The 16,496-nt window shown below is 73.2% G+C and carries 18 protein-coding genes and 1 pseudogene; 10 read left to right on the plus strand and 9 right to left on the minus strand.

The features are described 5' to 3' along the window. Positions 1-29 precede the first annotated feature (29 nt). Both J2S55_RS14970 and J2S55_RS14975 read right to left on the minus strand, forming a co-directional pair. Positions 30-251, minus strand: a complete 222-nt coding sequence (locus J2S55_RS14970; protein ID WP_306860941.1) for a hypothetical protein — start codon at positions 249-251, stop codon at positions 30-32. A gap of 76 nt (positions 252-327) precedes the next feature. Then, positions 328-777 (minus strand): MarR family winged helix-turn-helix transcriptional regulator, encoded by a 450-nt coding sequence (locus J2S55_RS14975; protein ID WP_306860944.1) that lies wholly within the window; start codon positions 775-777, stop codon positions 328-330. A gap of 73 nt (positions 778-850) precedes the next feature. Between J2S55_RS14975 and J2S55_RS14980 the strand changes: the two genes are divergently transcribed. Beyond that, a complete protein-coding gene (locus J2S55_RS14980) occupies positions 851-1,360 on the plus strand; it encodes a VOC family protein (RefSeq protein WP_306860946.1) in 510 nt (169 codons plus the stop codon). Positions 1,361-1,477: 117 nt separating this feature from the next. Here J2S55_RS14980 and J2S55_RS14985 read toward each other — a convergent pair whose 3' ends face one another. The 4 genes from J2S55_RS14985 to J2S55_RS15000 all read right to left on the minus strand — a co-directional run bounded on the left by J2S55_RS14985 (position 1,478) and on the right by J2S55_RS15000 (position 5,000). Further along, positions 1,478-2,302 carry a hypothetical protein gene (locus J2S55_RS14985; RefSeq protein WP_306860948.1) on the minus strand — a complete coding sequence of 275 codons (825 nt, stop codon included), beginning with the start codon at positions 2,300-2,302 and terminating at the stop codon, positions 1,478-1,480. A 207-nt stretch (positions 2,303-2,509) separates the two neighbouring features. Continuing rightward, positions 2,510-3,349 (minus strand): bifunctional 5,10-methylenetetrahydrofolate dehydrogenase/5,10-methenyltetrahydrofolate cyclohydrolase, encoded by an 840-nt coding sequence (locus J2S55_RS14990; RefSeq protein ID WP_306860950.1) that lies wholly within the window; start codon positions 3,347-3,349, stop codon positions 2,510-2,512. Between the two features lie 53 nt (positions 3,350-3,402). After that, positions 3,403-4,023 carry a cyclodeaminase/cyclohydrolase family protein gene (locus tag J2S55_RS14995; RefSeq protein WP_306860952.1) on the minus strand — a complete coding sequence of 207 codons (621 nt, stop codon included), beginning with the start codon at positions 4,021-4,023 and terminating at the stop codon, positions 3,403-3,405. A 74-nt stretch (positions 4,024-4,097) separates the two neighbouring features. After that, positions 4,098-5,000 (minus strand): DMT family transporter, encoded by a 903-nt coding sequence (locus J2S55_RS15000; RefSeq protein ID WP_306860955.1) that lies wholly within the window; start codon positions 4,998-5,000, stop codon positions 4,098-4,100. A gap of 376 nt (positions 5,001-5,376) precedes the next feature. Between J2S55_RS15000 and J2S55_RS15005 the strand changes: the two genes are divergently transcribed. Continuing rightward, a complete protein-coding gene (locus J2S55_RS15005) occupies positions 5,377-6,393 on the plus strand; it encodes a YihY/virulence factor BrkB family protein (protein ID WP_306860957.1) in 1,017 nt (338 codons plus the stop codon). 217 nt (positions 6,394-6,610) lie between these two features. After that, positions 6,611-6,940 carry a DUF3140 domain-containing protein gene (locus tag J2S55_RS15010; RefSeq protein ID WP_306860958.1) on the plus strand — a complete coding sequence of 110 codons (330 nt, stop codon included), beginning with the start codon at positions 6,611-6,613 and terminating at the stop codon, positions 6,938-6,940. 43 nt (positions 6,941-6,983) lie between these two features. Here the strand turns inward: J2S55_RS15010 and J2S55_RS15015 are convergent, their stop codons facing one another. After that, positions 6,984-8,072, minus strand: coding sequence for a LysR family transcriptional regulator (locus J2S55_RS15015; protein ID WP_306860960.1), 1,089 nt, complete (start codon positions 8,070-8,072; stop codon positions 6,984-6,986). 70 nt (positions 8,073-8,142) lie between these two features. On the opposite strand from J2S55_RS15015, the gene J2S55_RS15020 reads away from it, so the two are divergent. Continuing rightward, the gene (locus J2S55_RS15020; RefSeq protein ID WP_306860962.1) at positions 8,143-9,402 is read left to right on the plus strand and encodes an MFS transporter; all 1,260 of its coding nucleotides are present in this window, start codon (positions 8,143-8,145) and stop codon (positions 9,400-9,402) included. Between the two features lie 180 nt (positions 9,403-9,582). On the opposite strand, the gene J2S55_RS15025 is transcribed toward J2S55_RS15020, so the two are convergent. Both J2S55_RS15025 and J2S55_RS15030 read right to left on the minus strand, forming a co-directional pair. Beyond that, on the minus strand, positions 9,583-10,548 hold the full coding sequence (locus J2S55_RS15025; RefSeq protein WP_306860964.1) for an asparaginase: 966 nt from the start codon (positions 10,546-10,548) through the stop codon (positions 9,583-9,585). A gap of 267 nt (positions 10,549-10,815) precedes the next feature. Next, on the minus strand, positions 10,816-11,748 hold the full coding sequence (locus tag J2S55_RS15030; protein ID WP_306860966.1) for an NADP-dependent oxidoreductase: 933 nt from the start codon (positions 11,746-11,748) through the stop codon (positions 10,816-10,818). 96 nt (positions 11,749-11,844) lie between these two features. Here J2S55_RS15030 and J2S55_RS15035 point away from each other — a divergent pair, with 96 nt between their 5' ends. From J2S55_RS15035 to J2S55_RS15060, 6 genes and pseudogenes are all read left to right on the plus strand, one after another. Continuing rightward, the gene (locus J2S55_RS15035; protein ID WP_306860975.1) at positions 11,845-12,261 is read left to right on the plus strand and encodes a winged helix-turn-helix transcriptional regulator; all 417 of its coding nucleotides are present in this window, start codon (positions 11,845-11,847) and stop codon (positions 12,259-12,261) included. Between the two features lie 73 nt (positions 12,262-12,334). After that, positions 12,335-13,117, plus strand: coding sequence for an SDR family NAD(P)-dependent oxidoreductase (locus J2S55_RS15040; RefSeq protein WP_306860977.1), 783 nt, complete (start codon positions 12,335-12,337; stop codon positions 13,115-13,117). 616 nt (positions 13,118-13,733) lie between these two features. Further along, positions 13,734-14,075, plus strand: a pseudogene (locus J2S55_RS15045) (MFS transporter); the annotation flags it as partial. A 307-nt stretch (positions 14,076-14,382) separates the two neighbouring features. Beyond that, positions 14,383-15,081 carry an MFS transporter gene (locus J2S55_RS15050; protein ID WP_306860978.1) on the plus strand — a complete coding sequence of 233 codons (699 nt, stop codon included), beginning with the start codon at positions 14,383-14,385 and terminating at the stop codon, positions 15,079-15,081. 46 nt (positions 15,082-15,127) lie between these two features. Continuing rightward, positions 15,128-15,541 (plus strand): YkvA family protein, encoded by a 414-nt coding sequence (locus J2S55_RS15055; RefSeq protein ID WP_306860981.1) that lies wholly within the window; start codon positions 15,128-15,130, stop codon positions 15,539-15,541. A 264-nt stretch (positions 15,542-15,805) separates the two neighbouring features. Further along, the gene (locus J2S55_RS15060) at positions 15,806-16,489 is read left to right on the plus strand and encodes an RNA polymerase sigma factor (protein WP_306860982.1); all 684 of its coding nucleotides are present in this window, start codon (positions 15,806-15,808) and stop codon (positions 16,487-16,489) included. Positions 16,490-16,496: the final 7 nt, after the last annotated feature.

Raw genomic sequence — 16,496 nt, forward strand, 5'->3', positions numbered from 1 at the left:
GGGACCTCGCGGGCCCCCGGGACCGGCGGCTACAGCCCGGACGGGTCCCGGCCCACGCTGATCTCCTCGGCGATCCGCCGGAGCCCGTGGTCGTCCAGGCCCGGCACGCCGACCAGCCGGCGACGGAGCACGTCGAACACCTGGGACACCTCCACTCCGGCGTAACCCACCGCGACCTCGTGGACGGTCCGGAAAAGCGCGCGCTCCGCGTCGCGATCGGCGTACGTCCGGATCAGAGAAGCCTCCGCCATGTGCGCATCCCCCTGTCGAGTCGAATGGTCGGGAGCAACCGTACGACGGAAGAGCCTCGGTCGGCGCAAGGCCCGCTCAGGGAGTCTCCTTCCGCAGCACCGCCGTGCAGATCTCGGCGAGCCGGCGGACCTGCTCGGGGTCGAGCAGGTCGAAGAAGCTCCGCCGTACCGCCTCGACGTGACCGGGCGCGGCCGCGGCGAGCACCTCGAACCCCTCGTCGGTGAGCACCGCCCAGCTCACGCGCCGGTCGGCGGCGCACGGCTCGCGCCGCACCCAGCCGCGCTCCTCCAGCCGGGCCACCGCGTGGGACAGCCGGCTCTGCGAGGCGTTGACCTCCGCCGCGAGCTCGCTCATCCGCAGCATGCGCTCCGGCGCCTCCGACAGTTTCACCAGCACCGCGTAGTAGGCGTGCGGCATGCCGGAGTCTCTCTGCAGCTGCCGGTCCAGCTCCTCCTGGACGAGCTGCGAGGCTCCCAGGAACGCGCGCCAGGCGCGCTGCTCGTCATCGTCCAGCCATCGCGTCACGGTCCCACTTTACTTGAACTCTCAAGAATATGGGGGTAGCGTACTTGAGAGTTCAAGTTTCATGGGAGGAACCATGCCGGTCCAGCGGCTCAACCACGCGGTCCTGTTCGTGCGCGACGTCGAGCGCAGCGTGGCCTTCTACGCGGAGGCCCTCGGCTTCAGGGTGGTCATGAACATGCCGGGCGCCGCGTTCCTGCAGGCCTCCGGCTCCAGCAACGACCACGACCTCGGCCTGTTCGAGATCGGCGCCCAGGCGGGCCCCTCCGGCGCCGGGCGCTCCACCGTCGGCCTCTACCACCTGGCCTGGGAGGTCGACACCCTGGAGGAGCTGGAGCGGATCGCGCTCAAGCTCGGCGAGCTGAACGCGCTGGTCGGCGCCTCGGACCACTCCACCACCAAGGCCCTGTACGCCAAGGACCCCGACGGCCTGGAGTTCGAGGTGTCCTGGCTGGTCCCGGCCGACCTGCTCACCGAGGAGGTGCTCCAGGGGCGCAGCGGCATCAAGCCGCTCGACCTCGCCAGGGAGAAGGAGCGCTACGGCGCGCGGACCCGGGGCGGCCTCGGGGTCTCGATCCCCGCTTGACCGCGGCGGCCCCGGCGCCGCGGCCGCCGCGCGGCGGTGTCGGTCCCGAGGCCACCGCCCGGCGGTGACATCCCACCGCCGCCGCGCGCACCCCGCGACCTCCGGCCGCCCCGCGGGTCACCCGCGGAGCAGCCCGAGAACCGATCTCTCCATGGCCGAGACGAAGGCGGTGCGCGCCGTCGCGTCGAGGGCGTCCAGCGACAGGTAGGGGTTCAGGTCCTCCAGCTCGACCAGGAGCAGCTCCCCCTCGCGCGTGCGGCAGGCGTCCACCCGCTGGATGCCGTGGTCGAGGCCGTTCCAGTCGACGAAGCGCTGGGCGAAGACCAGATCCGTCGCGTCCGGCCGGTACGGCTCCAGCTCCCAGCGCCGATCCGGCCGGGGGGCGTACAGGGCGTACTGGAAGGCGCGGTCGACGAAGTAGAACGACACCTCGTGGACGAAGTCGATCCGCGGCTGGACGAGCACGTCGCCGAAGGCGATCCGGTCCAGCTCCTCCGGCCCCACGAACCTGAGCCCGATGGAGTCGGCGCCGAGCATGGGCTTGACCGCGTATTCCGCCGTCCCGGGCAGGCGGCCGAGGTCGTCAGGACGGTCGACGGTGGGGATGACCGGGTATCCGTCGCGGCTGAGATCCACCAGATACCGCTTGCCGACCATGTCGGCCTTGCCCGTCAGCGGGTTGTACACCCGGACGCCGCTCTCCAGGGCGCGGGCCCGGAAGCGGTCGTACTCGGCCTGATAGTGGATCACCGGCCCGGTGTTGCGGACCACGGTCACGTCGAAGTCGTCCATCAGCGCGACCGCGTCCAGCGGATGGCAGAGGACGACCGTGAACCCCTGCCTGAGCTGGGAGGAGACGAAGATGTCCTCGTCGCAGTACCGCCGGCCCCGCGCCTCGTACGACAGGTCCGTCAGATAAAGGATCGTTGGCTTGGCGGACACAAGAGGGCTCCTCATCACCGAATGCGAGGTATGACCCTATAACCACCGAACTTGGCGCCCTCCTCCCGGCCGTGGCCCCAGCCGCCGTCCGGCAGCTCGATTGTCCGCATGTCCTTCAGCGGATGCCCGGGCCGCGTCTGCGCGCGAGACGTACCGGCCGCCCGGCACGTTCTGCCCCACCGCCGTCCGGTAGGCGCCGGCCTCCGGCTACCCCCGGGCGGCCCGCACGGTGTGGCTCAGCAGGAGGGCCGTGGTCACCGGGCCCACCCCGCCGGGCACCGGGGTCAGCGCGCCGGCCCGCTCCGCCGCGGCCGGGTCGACGTCGCCGACGAGACCGCCGTCCGGCGTGGGGTTCGTGCCCACGTCCACCACCACGGCCCCCGGCTTGACGTGCTCGGAGGTGATGAGCCCCGCCCGGCCGACGGCCGCGACCAGGATGTCGCCCGTGGCGGCCACGGCGGCCAGGTCGGCGGTGCGCGAGTGGCAGACCGTCACGGTGGCGTCGCGGTCCAGCAGCAGGTGCGCCGCGGGCTTGCCGACGACCGTGGAACGGCCGACCACGACCGCGTGGCGGCCGGCGATCTCCACCCCGTGGTGCTCCAGGATCCGTACCACCGCCTCGGCGGTGGCCGGCGCGAAGGCGGGCAGCCCGGCGGCCAGGCGGCCGAGCGAGAGCGGGTTGGCCCCGTCGACGTCCTTGCCGGGGGCGATGGAGGAGGCGAGGTCCTCAAGCTTCGCGCCCCCGGGGAGGGGGGTCTGCAGGATGATCCCGCTCACCCGGCCGTCGGCGCTCAGCGACTCCAGGCGCTCCCGGACCGCCGCCACCGGCGCCTCCGGCCCCAGGTCCACGACCTCGCACGCGATGCCCGCCTTGCCCGCCGCGTTCACGATGGAGCGCACGTACCAGGCGCTGGACTCGTCCGCGGTGGCCGTGACCACGGCGAGTCTCGGGGGGCGGCCGGCCGCGGCGAGCTCGGCGGCCTGCCCGGCGGCGTCCGCCCGGATGGCGGCGGCCAGCTCTTTCCCGGACAGGGGTCGTGCGCTCATCTGGGTGAGTCCTTCCAGTGTGGGGGTCCCGGGCTCCGGCCGTGCGGAGGTGGTCACCCGCTGATCTCCTCGCGCACGGCGGCGGTGACTCTCTCGGCCCTGGCCGCGATCTCGTCCACCCCAGCCGCCTGGGCGGCCAGGCCGGCGCGGACCTCCTCGTCCTTGATGCCGGCGAGGTTGATCTCGATGTTGACCCGGGCGGTGGTGGCCGCGGCCCGCGCGGCCTCCGCGGCGGCGGCGACATCGGTGATGACGTTGCGGTTGCCGATGGGCAGCAGCTCCTCGGCGAGTTCGACCAGCCGGCGCGCCGCGGCGACGGTCCCGGCCGGAGGTACGGCCGCGGCGGCCAGCGCCCCGGCGATCGCCGCCGAACGGGCGGCCTTCTCCTCGTCGGTGGCCTTGGGCAGCCGGTAGGAGTCGGTCACGGCGGTGAACGCCGCCGCGTCGTCCTCGGCGAGCTGGAGGGCGTGGTCACGGAGGGCGTCCGCCTCGGCGAGGATCCGGTTGATCACCTGCCCGTGCTCGGCGTGCTTCGGGCCGTCGCTGTAGCGGGCCACCATGCCCAGCAGCGCGGCGGCCTGGGCACCGTGCAGGGCGGCCGACGCTCCCCCGCCCGGCGCGGGCACCCGGTCGGCCAACCGGTCCAGGAAGTCACCGATCGTCTGGTCGCGCATCCGCGCCTCCCCGAGTCGCTCAGGAGGTCGAGGCGGACCGCGACCACCCGTTGATCACGTAGTGGACTGCCACGTTACCGGGCCCGCGCCCGGCCCTTTCCCCGGGACACCGCCACGCCCGCGAGGCAGAGCAGACCGCCGGCGAGGGTCAGCCAGGCGGGCACCTCGTCGAGGATGAGCCAGGCCATCAGGACCACCAGCGCCGGGACGACATAGGTGGTGGCGCCCATCTTCCCGGCGGTGGTGCGGGCGAGCGCGTAGGCCCAGGTGGTGAACGCCAGAGCCGTCGGGAAGATCCCGAGATACACGACGTTCAGCGTCGCGGGCAGCGGGGCGGCGGCGACCTGCGACACCAACTGGCCCGCGAACGGCAGGCAGGCCGCCGTGCCGACGAAGCAGCCGAAGGTGGTGACCTGCAGCGCCGAGGCGTGCTTCAGCGCTGGCTTCTGGCAGACCACGCCACCGGCGTACGTCACGGCCGCGAGCAGGCAGAGCAGGACGCCGACGATCGACGCGCGACCACCGTCGGACATCGAGATCCCCACCACGACGGCGCCGGCGAACGACACCGCCATCCCCGCCAGCAGCCGGGGCGGGAACCCCTCCTTGAGCAGCCATCCGCCGAGGAGCGCGATCAGGACCGGGCCGACGTTGACGACCATCGCCGCGGTCCCCGCGTCCACCTCCTGCTCGCCCCAGTTCAGGGCGACCATGTAGAGGCCGAACCACAGGATCCCCGAGCCCACGATGCCGGGCCACGCGGCGCGCGGCGGCAGCCCCTCGCGCCGCGCCAGCCAGATCACGCCCAGCACCACCGAGCCCGCCAGCAGCCGGCCCAGGGCCAGGGCGCCGGGGGCGAAGTGCTCCGCGGCGCTGCGGATGGCGACGAATGCCGAGGCCCACAGCAGCACGGTGACGCCCACCGCGGCGAGCGCCCGACGGTCGACGCGGGGTTCCGCGGTAATTGTTTGCTCCATAAGTGAAGATTATGGACAGGACATTTCGCCCCGTACCGAACTTTTCACCGCCGGTCCGGGCCCCACCCTCCGGAGCCCCGGGGCCCGGCCCCACCTTCCGGAACCGCGGGGCCCGGTCCCGCCCTCCGGCGTGAAGCCTCTGGATCCCTGCCGGCCGTTCCGGTGAATGCCGCGGGCCAGGCGGGGTAGCGCCGACTCCGAGCGAGAACGCACACCCCTCGGAGGCGCCGGCGGACGGATCCCCGGCCGGGACAGGGCGCGCCCGGCACCCGACGGAGCCCGGTCCGGGCCCTGCCGCCGGCGGCTCCGGCCGCTACAAGCGCGGCCGCCGCCCCGACGCGGGCGGTACGGCCGCTGGACCTGGAGATGGTGCACCATGTCACATAACGACACCCGGCACACGGCAACCGCCCCCGCCCGGGGGCCGGAGGGCGAGCGGGCGCCCGAGAGCCCGGCCGAGCTGCCCAAGAGGTCGTGGTGGGACGTGCTCAAACGCACCGTCAAGGAGTTCCAGGAGGACAACCTCACCGACTGGGCCGCCGCGCTCACCTACTACGCGGTGCTGTCGATCTTCCCCGCGCTGCTGGCGGTGATATCCGTCCTCGGCCTGTTCGGCCAGTCGGCCACCCGGTCGCTCACCGACAACCTGGGGGCCCTGGCCCCCGGCCCCGCCCGGCAGACCATCGACACCGTGCTCCAGGCCCTGCAGAGCAGCCAGCGCGCCGCGGGGATCGCCGCGATCATGGGTATCGCCATCGCGCTCTGGTCCGCGTCGGGTTACGTGGGAGCCTTCATGCGGGCCGCCAACGTCATGTACGAGATGCCCGAGGGCCGGCCCATCTGGAAGACCCTGCCGCTGCGCCTGGGCATCACCACGGTCCTGGTGATCCTGATGGCGGTCGGCGCGGTCTCCGTCGTGTTCACCGGAGAGCTCGCCGCGCAGGCCGGGAAGGTCCTCGGGATCGGCGAGACCGCGCTGACGATCTGGGGGATCGCCAAGTGGCCGATCCTGGTGGTCATCGTGGCGCTGGTCCTGGCCCTGCTGTACTGGGCCGCGCCCAACGTCGAGCATCCGGGGTTCCGCTGGATCACTCCCGGCAGCATGATCGCCGTCGTGGTGTGGATCGCCGCGTCCGCCGCGTTCGGGTTCTACGTGGCCAACTTCGGCTCCTACAGCAAGACCTACGCCGCGCTGGCCGGGGTCGTCGTCTTCCTGATCTGGCTGTGGATCTCCAACATCGCCGTGCTGCTCGGGGTGGAGTTCGACGCCGAACTCGCCCGGGAACGCGCCATCGAGGCGGGTCGGCCGGCCGACGAGGAGCCCTACGCCGAGCCCCGCGACACCCGCAAGTTCGACGAGGAGGACACCGAGCACGTGAAGGGCGGGGAGTAAGGGAGTGATGAACCTTCCGCAGCCCGCCTGTGACGTGACGCCCGGTTCACACCACAGGCGCCCCCCTTTCCGGGAAATCACCGGGAAAGACCGGAGCGTCGGGGAGATCCGCCCCCGGATGGCTGGTCCACTGACGGGGAGGCCAGGCGTACGAGCGAGTGCCGGAGCGACGGAAGCGCCGTGCACAGGTCGTCGGCACCGCGGAGGAAGGACTGACATGGCCGAGGACAGGCGGGACATCGCCACGGATTTCCACCATGCGATCAACATGACGGCCGGAGAGCTGGAGCGCTGGCTGGAGACCCAGGAGTCCAAGGGGAGCGGGGACAAGACCGGTGGCGGCGAGTCGACAGGCCACGAGTCGGGCCGCCGCATCCTGGAGATCCTCCGCAAGCGCGAGGACGACCTCTCCGACGACGACTACACCCACATGCGGCAGGTGACCGGCTACGTCCGCCGGCACCTCGCGCAGCGCCCCTCCGGCGACGTCGAGGACACCCGGTGGAGACGCTCCCTGATGAACTGGGGACACGACCCGCTCAAGTAGGCGCCCGCCCGGCTCCGGCCGGCGCCTCAGGACCGCACCGGGCTCACACCCCCCGGCCGGAGGCGGCCACGTGGCCGGCGAGCGCGCCGGCGAGACCGCCCGCGGCGCGGCGGCCCGCCGAGGACGCCGTGACGGGTGCCGGTGGACCCGCCGAGGACGCCGCGGCGGGTGCCGGCGGGCGCTCCGGGACGCGCCCCGCCGGACGGCCTCGCAGGTGGTCGGCGGTGACCTGCCGGAAGGCCGCCAGGCGGGCGGTCTCGTTGTCGTGGTGCCAGATGAGGGAGAGGACGGAGTCGGGCAGCCCCTCGACGGGGACGAAGACGATGTCGGGGCGGTGATGGTAGTCCTCGGTCAGCGCGCAGAACAGCATCCCGCCGCGGTTGGCCGCGATCATCGACAGCGCCTCCTGCATCGTGGAGGCCGCCGGCCCGTCCGGCACCGGCCGGCCCGCCGGCGTGACGGACGGGGACAGCAGCTCCCGCCAGTATCGGGGCGCGGGACCGGCGATCCGGATGACCGGGCAGCCGGCGAGCTCCTCGGCGGCTACCGAGGCACGGCGCGCGAACGGGTGCCGGGTGGAGACCGCGAGCGTCTGCGGCTCGCTGTTGACCCGCGGGCCGAGGACCAACCCCGGCTCCTCCACCGGCCCGCAGACGAACGCCGCGTCGACCTCGCCGCGCCGCAACGGGCCGAAGGGGTCGGATATCGGCATCTCGACGGTGACGACCTCGCTGTCGGGGTGCCTCTCCTGGAAGATCCCGACGATCTCCATGACCTCCTGATCGGAGGTCCCGAGGAACCCGACCCGCAGGACGCCGGCGACGCCGCGGGCCGCGGACCGGACCCGTTCGACGGCGTGCCGGAGGGAGGCGTAGGCGGGGCGCAGCTCCTCGGCGAAGCGCTCACCGAGCGGGGTGAGCCGGACCCGCCGGCTGGTGCGCTCGAACATCCGGGCCCCGACCCGCTCCTCCAACGAGCGCACCAGCTGGCTGACGCGGCTCTGGGAGACGTACAGCCGCTCGGCGGCCCGGCCGAAATGCAGTTCCTCACTCAGCACGAGGAAGCACTCCAGCTCCCGGATCTCCACTCCGCCCACGGCCACCTCCACGCGCCTGCCGCTCCGCCCATCCATTAGCCCACCTCATCCAAGGATGAGACCTTCGGCGTTGTTCCGCCGGGGGCGCGGCTGAAGGCTGTCAGACATGTCAACCAGCGCTTCCCCCGCCGGGGACCGGCCGTCGCGGGCGTACTGGCCCGCGGTCGTCGCGGTGTCCCTGGGCACCTTCTCCGTGGTGACCACCGAGATGTCACCCGTCGGCCTGCTGACGTCCGTCGGATCCGATCTGAAGATCTCCGCCGGTGTGGCGGGGCTGGCGGTGACGCTGCCGGGCATCGTCGCCGCGCTCGCCGCCCCGGTCCTCACCGTGGCCGCGGGCCGGGCCGACCGGCGGTTGGTGCTGTGCGCGCTGATGGCCCTGCTGACCGTGGCCAACCTGCTGTCCGCCCTGGCCCCGGGCGCGCCGACACTGATCGCCTCCCGGGCCCTGGTGGGCCTGGGCATCGGTGGGTTCTGGTCGATCGCCGCGGGCCTGGCCGTACGGCTGGTGCCGGAGCGGTCCACCGGCGCCGCGACATCAATGATCTTCGGAGGCGTCTCGATCGCCTCCGTTCTCGGGGTCCCGGCCGGGACGCTCGTCGGCGAGCTGGCCGGCTGGCGGGCCGCGTTCGCCGCGCTGGCGTTCCTGTGCGCGGCGGTCACGGCCGCGCTGGCCCTGCTGCTGCCGCCGCTGACCGCGACGCGGGCGATCCGGTTCGGGCAGGTCCCCCGCCTGCTCCGGGACAGGGGGGTGCGCACCGGTCTGACCGTCACGCTTCTCCTGGTCACCGGCCACTTCGCGGCCTTCACCTACCTCGGCCCGGTCGTCGGGCAGGTGTCCGGCGCCGGCGCCGGCCTGCTCAGCGCGCTCCTGCTGGTGTACGGCGTGGCGGGGGTCGCGGGGAACTTCGCGGCGGGTCCGGCGGCGGCCCGGAACGTGCGCGGCACCGTCCTGCTCATCGCCGGGACGCTCGCCGCGGTGGTGCTGCTGCTGCCCGGCCCCGGCGCCGTGCGGGCCGGGATGATCGTCCTGCTCGCCGTCTGGGGGCTCGCCTACGGCGGCGTCTCGGTCAGCCTCCAGACCTGGATGCTGCGCGCGGTACCCCAGGCCCCGGAGGCGGGGGCGGCGCTGTTCGTCTCCTCGTTCAACGCGGCCATCTCGCTGGGCGCCCTGCTCGGCGGGGTGACGGTGGACTCCCTGGGCGCCTCCGGCGTCACCTGGGCCGGCGGGACGCTCGCGGCCCTCGCCGCGGCGGCGGTCTGGCTCTCCGGCCGCGATCGCGGCGGAGACGCCTTTCCCGGCCCTTCGCCCCGGACGCTGTCGGGGCCTGACGGAAAGCCGCCGGCGATTGATTCCCGGCGATGAGAGTCTCTCCCGGCGTGGGGCCGCCTTCACAGCCACCCGGCTGTCAGGAGGAACCATGCGATCGTCCCGGCTCCGGTGCCTGGCCCTGATCGTCATCGGGATGTCCCTGTTCACCACCGCGTTGACCGGCGCCGCGGACGCCGAGACGTCCCCCGGGCCCGCGAGCGGCGGCCCGGGGCGTCAGAGCCTGCCGAACCAGTCGCGTACGGCCCGCGGCCCACCCGTTCCGAGGGCCACCATCAGCGCGCAGCGCGCCTTCGACGGCGCGAGGTCACGGGCTCCGATCGCGCCCACCTTGGCGGCGAGCCCCACGCCGAGGGGCAGGTCGTCGAGCGGGACCCCACGGGTGCGGCAGCGGGAGGCGACGACCACCGGGATGCCCCACTCCGTCAGCTCGCTGATCGTCGCGAAGAGGCCGACCGGCACGTTGGACATGCCGGTGCCCTCCAGCACCACCCCCCGGGCACCGGCGTCCACGACCGCGGTGAGCAGCACGGAGTCCATCCCGGGATAGGTCTTGATCAGGGCGACGTCCGCCTCCGGCTCCCCCGCCACCAGCGGAGGCCGGGGCGGCGGCGCGGCCAGCATCTCGACCCGCCCGCCGGCCACACGGCCCAGCGCGGGGAAGGGCGCCGAGGAGAAGGCCGCCACGCTCGTGGCGTCGGTCATGCTCGCCCAGCGGGCGGCGTGCAGCTCGTCGTTGAGGCACACGACGGCCCCGGCGCCGCGCAGCGCGCCGTCAGCGGCGGCCGCGACGGCGGAGGCCAGGTTGCGCGGGCCGTCGGCGGACAGCTCGTCCAGGGGGCGCACGGCGCCGGTCAGCACGATCGCGCCGCGCTCGGCCGCCCGGCCCGCGAGCAGGTCGGCGAGGAAGGCGCTCTCCTCCAGGGTGTCGGTGCCGTGAGTGATCACGACCCCGTCGAATCCCTGTTCGAGGATCGCCGAACGGGCCCGGCGGGCCAGCCCGAACATGGTCGAGGGCGACATGTCCCAGCTCGGCTCCGCCATCACGTCCTCCACCACCACCTCCGCCGCGAGCTCGGCCGGAGGGATCGCCGCCAGGAGCTGGGCGCCGGACGCGACACCCGCGGGACGGCTGGAGTAGGCGATGGTGTCACCGGTCGCCAGCAGCAGCACACGCTTCACCACATGATCCCTTCGACGGCCGCGACGGGGCCGGTCCCGGGCGTCCCGCGCCCCGGCGGAGCGGCCGCCCCGGACCGGCTATCCCTATTTATAACCCACACATACCCCCAGTAGGGTTATTTGTAGGGAATCGCATGCGTCCGCAGGACTCCGGGCCGCCCGCAGGCCGGGCGATCAGGTGGGGAACAGGCACGGCCGGTCAGGCACGGCCGGTGAGCGGGAACGTCGCGACCACGTTCCGGCTCCGGCCGCGCGCGCCGCCGGGCGTCACGGGACCAGGACGATCTTTCCGGTGGTACGGCGGGCCGAGAGCAGTTCGTGCGCCTTGGCGACCTCGGCCAGCGGCAGCACCTGGTCCACGTGCACTCTGAGCCGCCCGGACTCCACCAGGGCGGCGAGGCGGGTCAGATCGGCCGCCGAGGGACGCACGTTCACCACGGTGAGCCGTACCCCCCGCTCGGCCGCGCGCTCCGGGGTGATGCCGAGGTTGCCGCCGAGCGCGCCGACGAGCAGGCCGCCGGGCTTCAGGGCGGCGGCGGAGCGCTCCCCGTACTCGCCGCCCACCAGGTCGAACACCACGTCCACGGGCTCGGTCGCCGTGGCGAAGTCCTCGGTGGCGTAGTCGATGAGCGTGTCCGCGCCGAGGCCGCGGAGGAAGGCGTGCTTGGCGGCCCGGGCGGTGCCGACGACGTGCGCCCCATGCGCCTTGGCGATCTGGACGGCCAGGTGGCCGACCCCGCCGGCGGCTGCGTGGACGAGCACCCGCCGTCCCTCGCCGACGCGCGCGATGCCGACCAGCGCCTGCCAGGCGGTCAGCCCGGCCAGCGGCAGCCCGCCCGCCTCCTGCGCGGTCAGCCCGGCGGGCCTGTGGATGATCTCGTTGGGCGAGGCCAGGACGTAGTCGGCATAGGCGTTGCCCGCACCCGGGAAGGCGAGCAGACCCAGCACCTCGTCGCCGGGGGCGAACGCGGACACGCCGGGCCCGGTGGCCTCGATCACCCCCGCGACGTCCCAGCCGAGGCTGAACGGCGGCGTGCCGAGCAGCGGGTAGACACCGGACCGGACAGCCCCGTCGACCGGGTTGACCCCGGCGGCCTCGACCTTGATCAGGACCTGCCCGTGGTCCGGCACGGGCCGGTCGACCTCGGCGAGCTGGAGAACGGAGGGACCGCCGAAGGCGGACTGGGTGACGGCACGCATTTCGATCTCCTTGGTAGGGGAACCCTGTCGAGATCAATCGTGGTGGACAGCGGTATAACTAGGAAAGAAGGCACCTTTGCGATATATAGGTACCTTATGGATACCATGTCCCACCTGCGGGAGTTCGGCGCCGTCGACGCCTACCTGAAGGAATGCGCCTCACGGACCGTCCTGGCGGCCATCGCCAACAAGTGGACCTGCCTGCTGGTGGACGCCCTGCAGGACGGCCCGGTCCGGTTCGGCGAGCTGCGCCGCCGTCTCGACGGGATCACCCAGAAGAGCCTCACCCAGACACTGCGGACCATGGAGCGTGACGGGGTGGTGGTCCGCACCGTCTATCCGACGATCCCGCCCCGGGTGGAGTATTCGCTCAGCGAGCTGGGCCAGAGCGTGGTCGCGCTGATGGCGGGGATCAGGCGCTGGTCGGAGGACCACGTGCCCGAGATCATGGCCGCCCGCGACCGCTACGACCTCCGCGCGGCCGAGGACCCCCGGCCCGTCCCGGTGGACTGACACCGGCCACCGGCGACGCCTGATCCAGGGTGCCGCCGTCCGGTCGCGCCGGGGGCGCTGACATGCTGGCCCCGTGACCGAGAGACTCCCCACCACCGGCGGCGCGGACCTCACGGGACAGGTCGCGCTGGTCACCGGCGGCTCCGCCGGGCTCGGCCAGGCCATCGCGCTGGCGCTCGCCCAGGCCGGCTGCACCGTCGTGGTCTCCAGCCGTCGGCAGGACGCCTGCCTGCGGGCCGCCGCGCAGATCACCGCCGCCACCGGCCGACACGCCTCGGGCATCGCCTGCGACGTCGGCGACGAGGACTCCGTGCGCGGAGTCGTCGACGACGTCGTCGCCCGGCACGGCCGCCTGGACATCCTGGTGACCAGCGCCGGCGTCCAGGCCCGGGGCGAGCTGGCCGACCTCGACGCCGCCACTCTGCGACACTGCCTCGAGGTCAACGTCGTCGGCACCTTCCTGGCCTGCCAGGCGGCGGTGCCGGTGATGCGCGCCGCCGGATACGGCCGCATCGTCACCCTCGCCAGCGCCCTCGGCGTGGTGGGCGCCGCGGGCCGCGCCGGATACGCCGCCAGCAAGGGCGCGGTGATCCAGCTCACCCGGAGCCTGGCGGTCGAGCTCGCCGGCACCGGCATCTGCGTCAACGCCCTGGCCCCCGGGCCGTTCCGCACGCCGCTCAACGAAGGCGTCGACGACGACCCGCACGTGCGCGAGTTCCTCGACCACCAGGTGCCCGCCCGCCGCTGGGCCGACCCCACCGAGCTCACCGCCGCCGCGCTCCTGCTGGCCGGCCCCGGCGCCTCCTACATCACCGGCGCCGTCCTGCCCGTCGACGGCGGCTGGACCGCGCACTGACGCCTCCCCTCGGACGTCCCCGGTGGCGGCCGCGGACGGGTTCCGTCACGGCCGACGGCCGGAGTTCCGTTACACATGACAGCGGCACGAGTTACGTTACGTCTCGCGGACGCGGCCCGGGATCCGTTACGGCCTCCCCTCGGTTACGGGCGCGGCCCCGGATCCGTTACGGTCACTGCGACTGTGTGATGCCGCGCGGCCGTACGGCCCCGCCCGACCCTGCCCGATGTGCCAGAGGATACGCCAGTCCGGTGGGGCGCCGGCCGGTAACGGCCGTCCGTCCGGAGCGGTGCCGGGGGGCCGGCGGGCCGCCCGCCGGCCGCCGGCGCGGCCGCCCCGGTATCCGCGCGATGACTCGGTAACTCCGAAGTGCCGTCTTCCGTCCCCCTTCCCCGGTGCCGCATGATGCGAATACTTACAAGAGGGAACTGACCGGCTCCGAGGAAACCGAACGCGGCCGGCCCGGCCCCTCCTCCCCCGCATCCCGAGGAGTGATCCCGTGTCCACACCGCAGTCCCCACCACTCGGCACCGGCACCGGCCGCATGAACGGACGCGCCTGGGGCGTGCTGTTCGTGCTGTGCGGCGCCATCTTCCTGGAGGGGATCGACGTGGCGATGCTGAACGTGGCCCTGCCGTCGATCCGGTCCGACCTGGGCATGTCCACCGGCTCGGTGAGCTGGGTGATGAGCGCCTACGTGCTCGGCTACGGCGGTTTCATGCTGCTGGGCGGGCGGACCGCGGACCTGCTGGGCCGGCGGCGGATGTTCCTGTTCTGGCTCGTGGTCTTCCTGGCCTTCTCCGGCTTGGGCGGGATCGCGACCGAGGGGTGGATCCTGATCGTCGCCCGGTTCGTGACGGGCGCGGCCGCCGCGTTCATGGCGCCCGCGGGCCTGGCCATCATCACGACGAGCTTCGCCGAGGGCCGTCAGCGTGACAAGGCCCTGCTGGTCTACGCGGGGACGGCGGCGGCCGGCTTCTCCCTCGGGCTCGTCGTCGGAGGTCTGCTGACCGCGGTCAACTGGCGGTGGGTGTTCTTCGCCCCGGTCGTCCTGGCGTCCCTGATCCTCCTGGCCGCCGTCCTCCTCATCCCGCGTGAGGAGCGTCCGGAGCGTTCTCCCCACGGTTTCGACCTGGCCGGCGCGGCCAGCGTGACGGGAGCGATGCTCCTGCTCGTCTTCACGGTGGTCAGAGGAGCCCGGCGCCGGATGGGGCTGGACGGCCGGCGCGTTCGCCGGCGGTCTGGCGCTGCTGGCCGCCTTCGTGATGATCGAGCGGCGGTCGGCCTCGCCGCTGGTCCGCCTGGGCATCCTGCGCTCGGGCCCGCTGGTCCGCGCCAACCTCGGCGCGCTGCTGTTCGCCGGGTCGTTCTTCGGCTTCCAGTTCGTCGCCGTCTTCTACCTGCAGGAGCTGCGCGGCTGGTCGACGCTGGAGACGAGTCTCGCCCTCCTGGCCGTCGGCGTCGACGCCGTGCTCGCGCCGACCGTCACGCCGCGACTGGTGAACCGTTTCGGCAACGTCCGGGTGATCTTCGGCGGCCTGGTCCTCGCCGCCGTGGCCTACGCGCTGTTCCTGCCGATCGGCCTCGACTGGACCTACGCGGCCATGTTCCCCACCATGATCATCCTTGGCCTCGCCTTCGCCCTGACCTACGGGCCGCTCACCATCGCCGCCACGGACGGCATCGCGGAGGAGGAGCAGGGGCTCGCCGGCGGCCTGCTGTACACCTCCTTCCAGTTCGGCTCGGCGCTCGGCCTGTCGGCGGTGACCGCCGTCAGCGCCGCCGTCGCCGGGACCGGCGGCTCGCCCCAGGCCGGGCTCGACGGCTTCCGCGCGGCCCTGCTCGTGCCGCTCGTCGGGGTCCTCCTCGCCGCGGCCGTCACCGCGGCCGGTCTCCGCAGGCGCACCGCGACGGCCGCCGAGCCCTCCCGCGAGACCCTTGAGGCGGCCGGGACATCCCGGTAGACCGGGGCGGGCGGCGCCCCGGGGCCGCCGGGGTAGGTTCGCTCACGTGTCGTGGTGGAATGTCGTCTGGGGCGTCGCGGCCGGCCTGGCCGCCGTCTGGCTGGCCCTGGCCGCCGCCCTGGTGATCATGCGGCCCCGGGGGGCGCTGCTGACCGAGGCCCTCCGGCTCCTGCCCGACCTCCTGCGTCTCCTGCGGCGCCTGGCCGCCGACCGGACCCTCCCCCGTGGCATCCGCGTACTGCTCGGCCTGCTGCTCGTCTACCTGGCCCTGCCGATCGACCTGATCCCCGACTTCGTCCCGGTGCTGGGCTACGCCGACGACGCCATCATCGTCACCGCCGTCCTGCGGAGCGTGGTCCGCAGGGCGGGGCTGGAGGCGGTGGAGCGCCACTGGCCGGGGACCGCCGACGGCTTCGCCGTACTGTGCCGTCTCACGGGCCTGCGCCCGCCGCCGTCCTGAACCTCCTCACCCCGGACCTCTCTACCTCGGACCTCTCTGCCTCGGACCTCTCTACCTCGGACCTCTCTACCTCGGGTCCGGCGGGCCCGGACCGCGTAACGAACGGGACGGTCATGGGACTGTGCAGGGAGAAGACTGCGGACATCCGGCGGTCAGGCCGGGGAGGAGAAGGTGTCGTCCCAGCTCAGGGCGGGAATCTTCTATCTCCGGGACTGGCCGCGCTCCGGAGCGCTTCAACGGAGAGGACGCACCACGACGTCATGAATGTCCCAGCTGCCCGACCAGGAGGAGACAATCGTGGAGCCCTTCACGGGCGGTAGGCTCCCCCCGGACGATGTCGTCGTCGCGGCGCTGCGCGCCGGGGACGAGACGATGTTCGCGGCGCTGCTGGACACCTGGTCGCGGGGGATGCTGTGGCTGGCCCGCTCGCACGTGTCCACCAACGACTCCGCCGAGGAGATCGTGCAGGACACCTGGCTGGCGGTGATCAGGGGGATCGAGGGCTTCGAAGGCCGCTCGTCCGTCAAGACGTGGGTCTACCGGATCCTGGTCAACACGGCCAAGAAGCGGGGCGTGCGCGAGAACCGCACGGTCCCCTGGAGCAGCGTCTTCGAGCAGGAGCGGCCGACTGTCGACCGCTCGCGTTTCCAGGGCGTGGACGACCCCTTCCCCGGACACTGGAAGGAACTGCCCACCGCCTGGCCGACCCCTGAGGGCGAGGTGCTCGCCTCGGAGGTGCGCGGCCGGATCGCGGCGGCCCTGGCCGAGCTTCCCCCCAGGCAGCGGGCGGTCATCACACTCCGAGACGTCGAGGGGTGCACATCGGAGGAGGTCTGCGAGATCCTGGAGATCTCCGCGGCCAACCAGCGTGTCCTGCTGCACCGCGCCCGCGCTGCGGTGCGCGGGCGGCTGGAGGAGTATTTCGAGACGGCGAGGCGGTCGGCGTAGTGGAATC

The organism is Streptosporangium brasiliense (assembly GCF_030811595.1).
In the GTDB taxonomy this organism is placed as follows: Bacteria; Actinomycetota; Actinomycetes; order Streptosporangiales; family Streptosporangiaceae; genus Streptosporangium; species Streptosporangium brasiliense.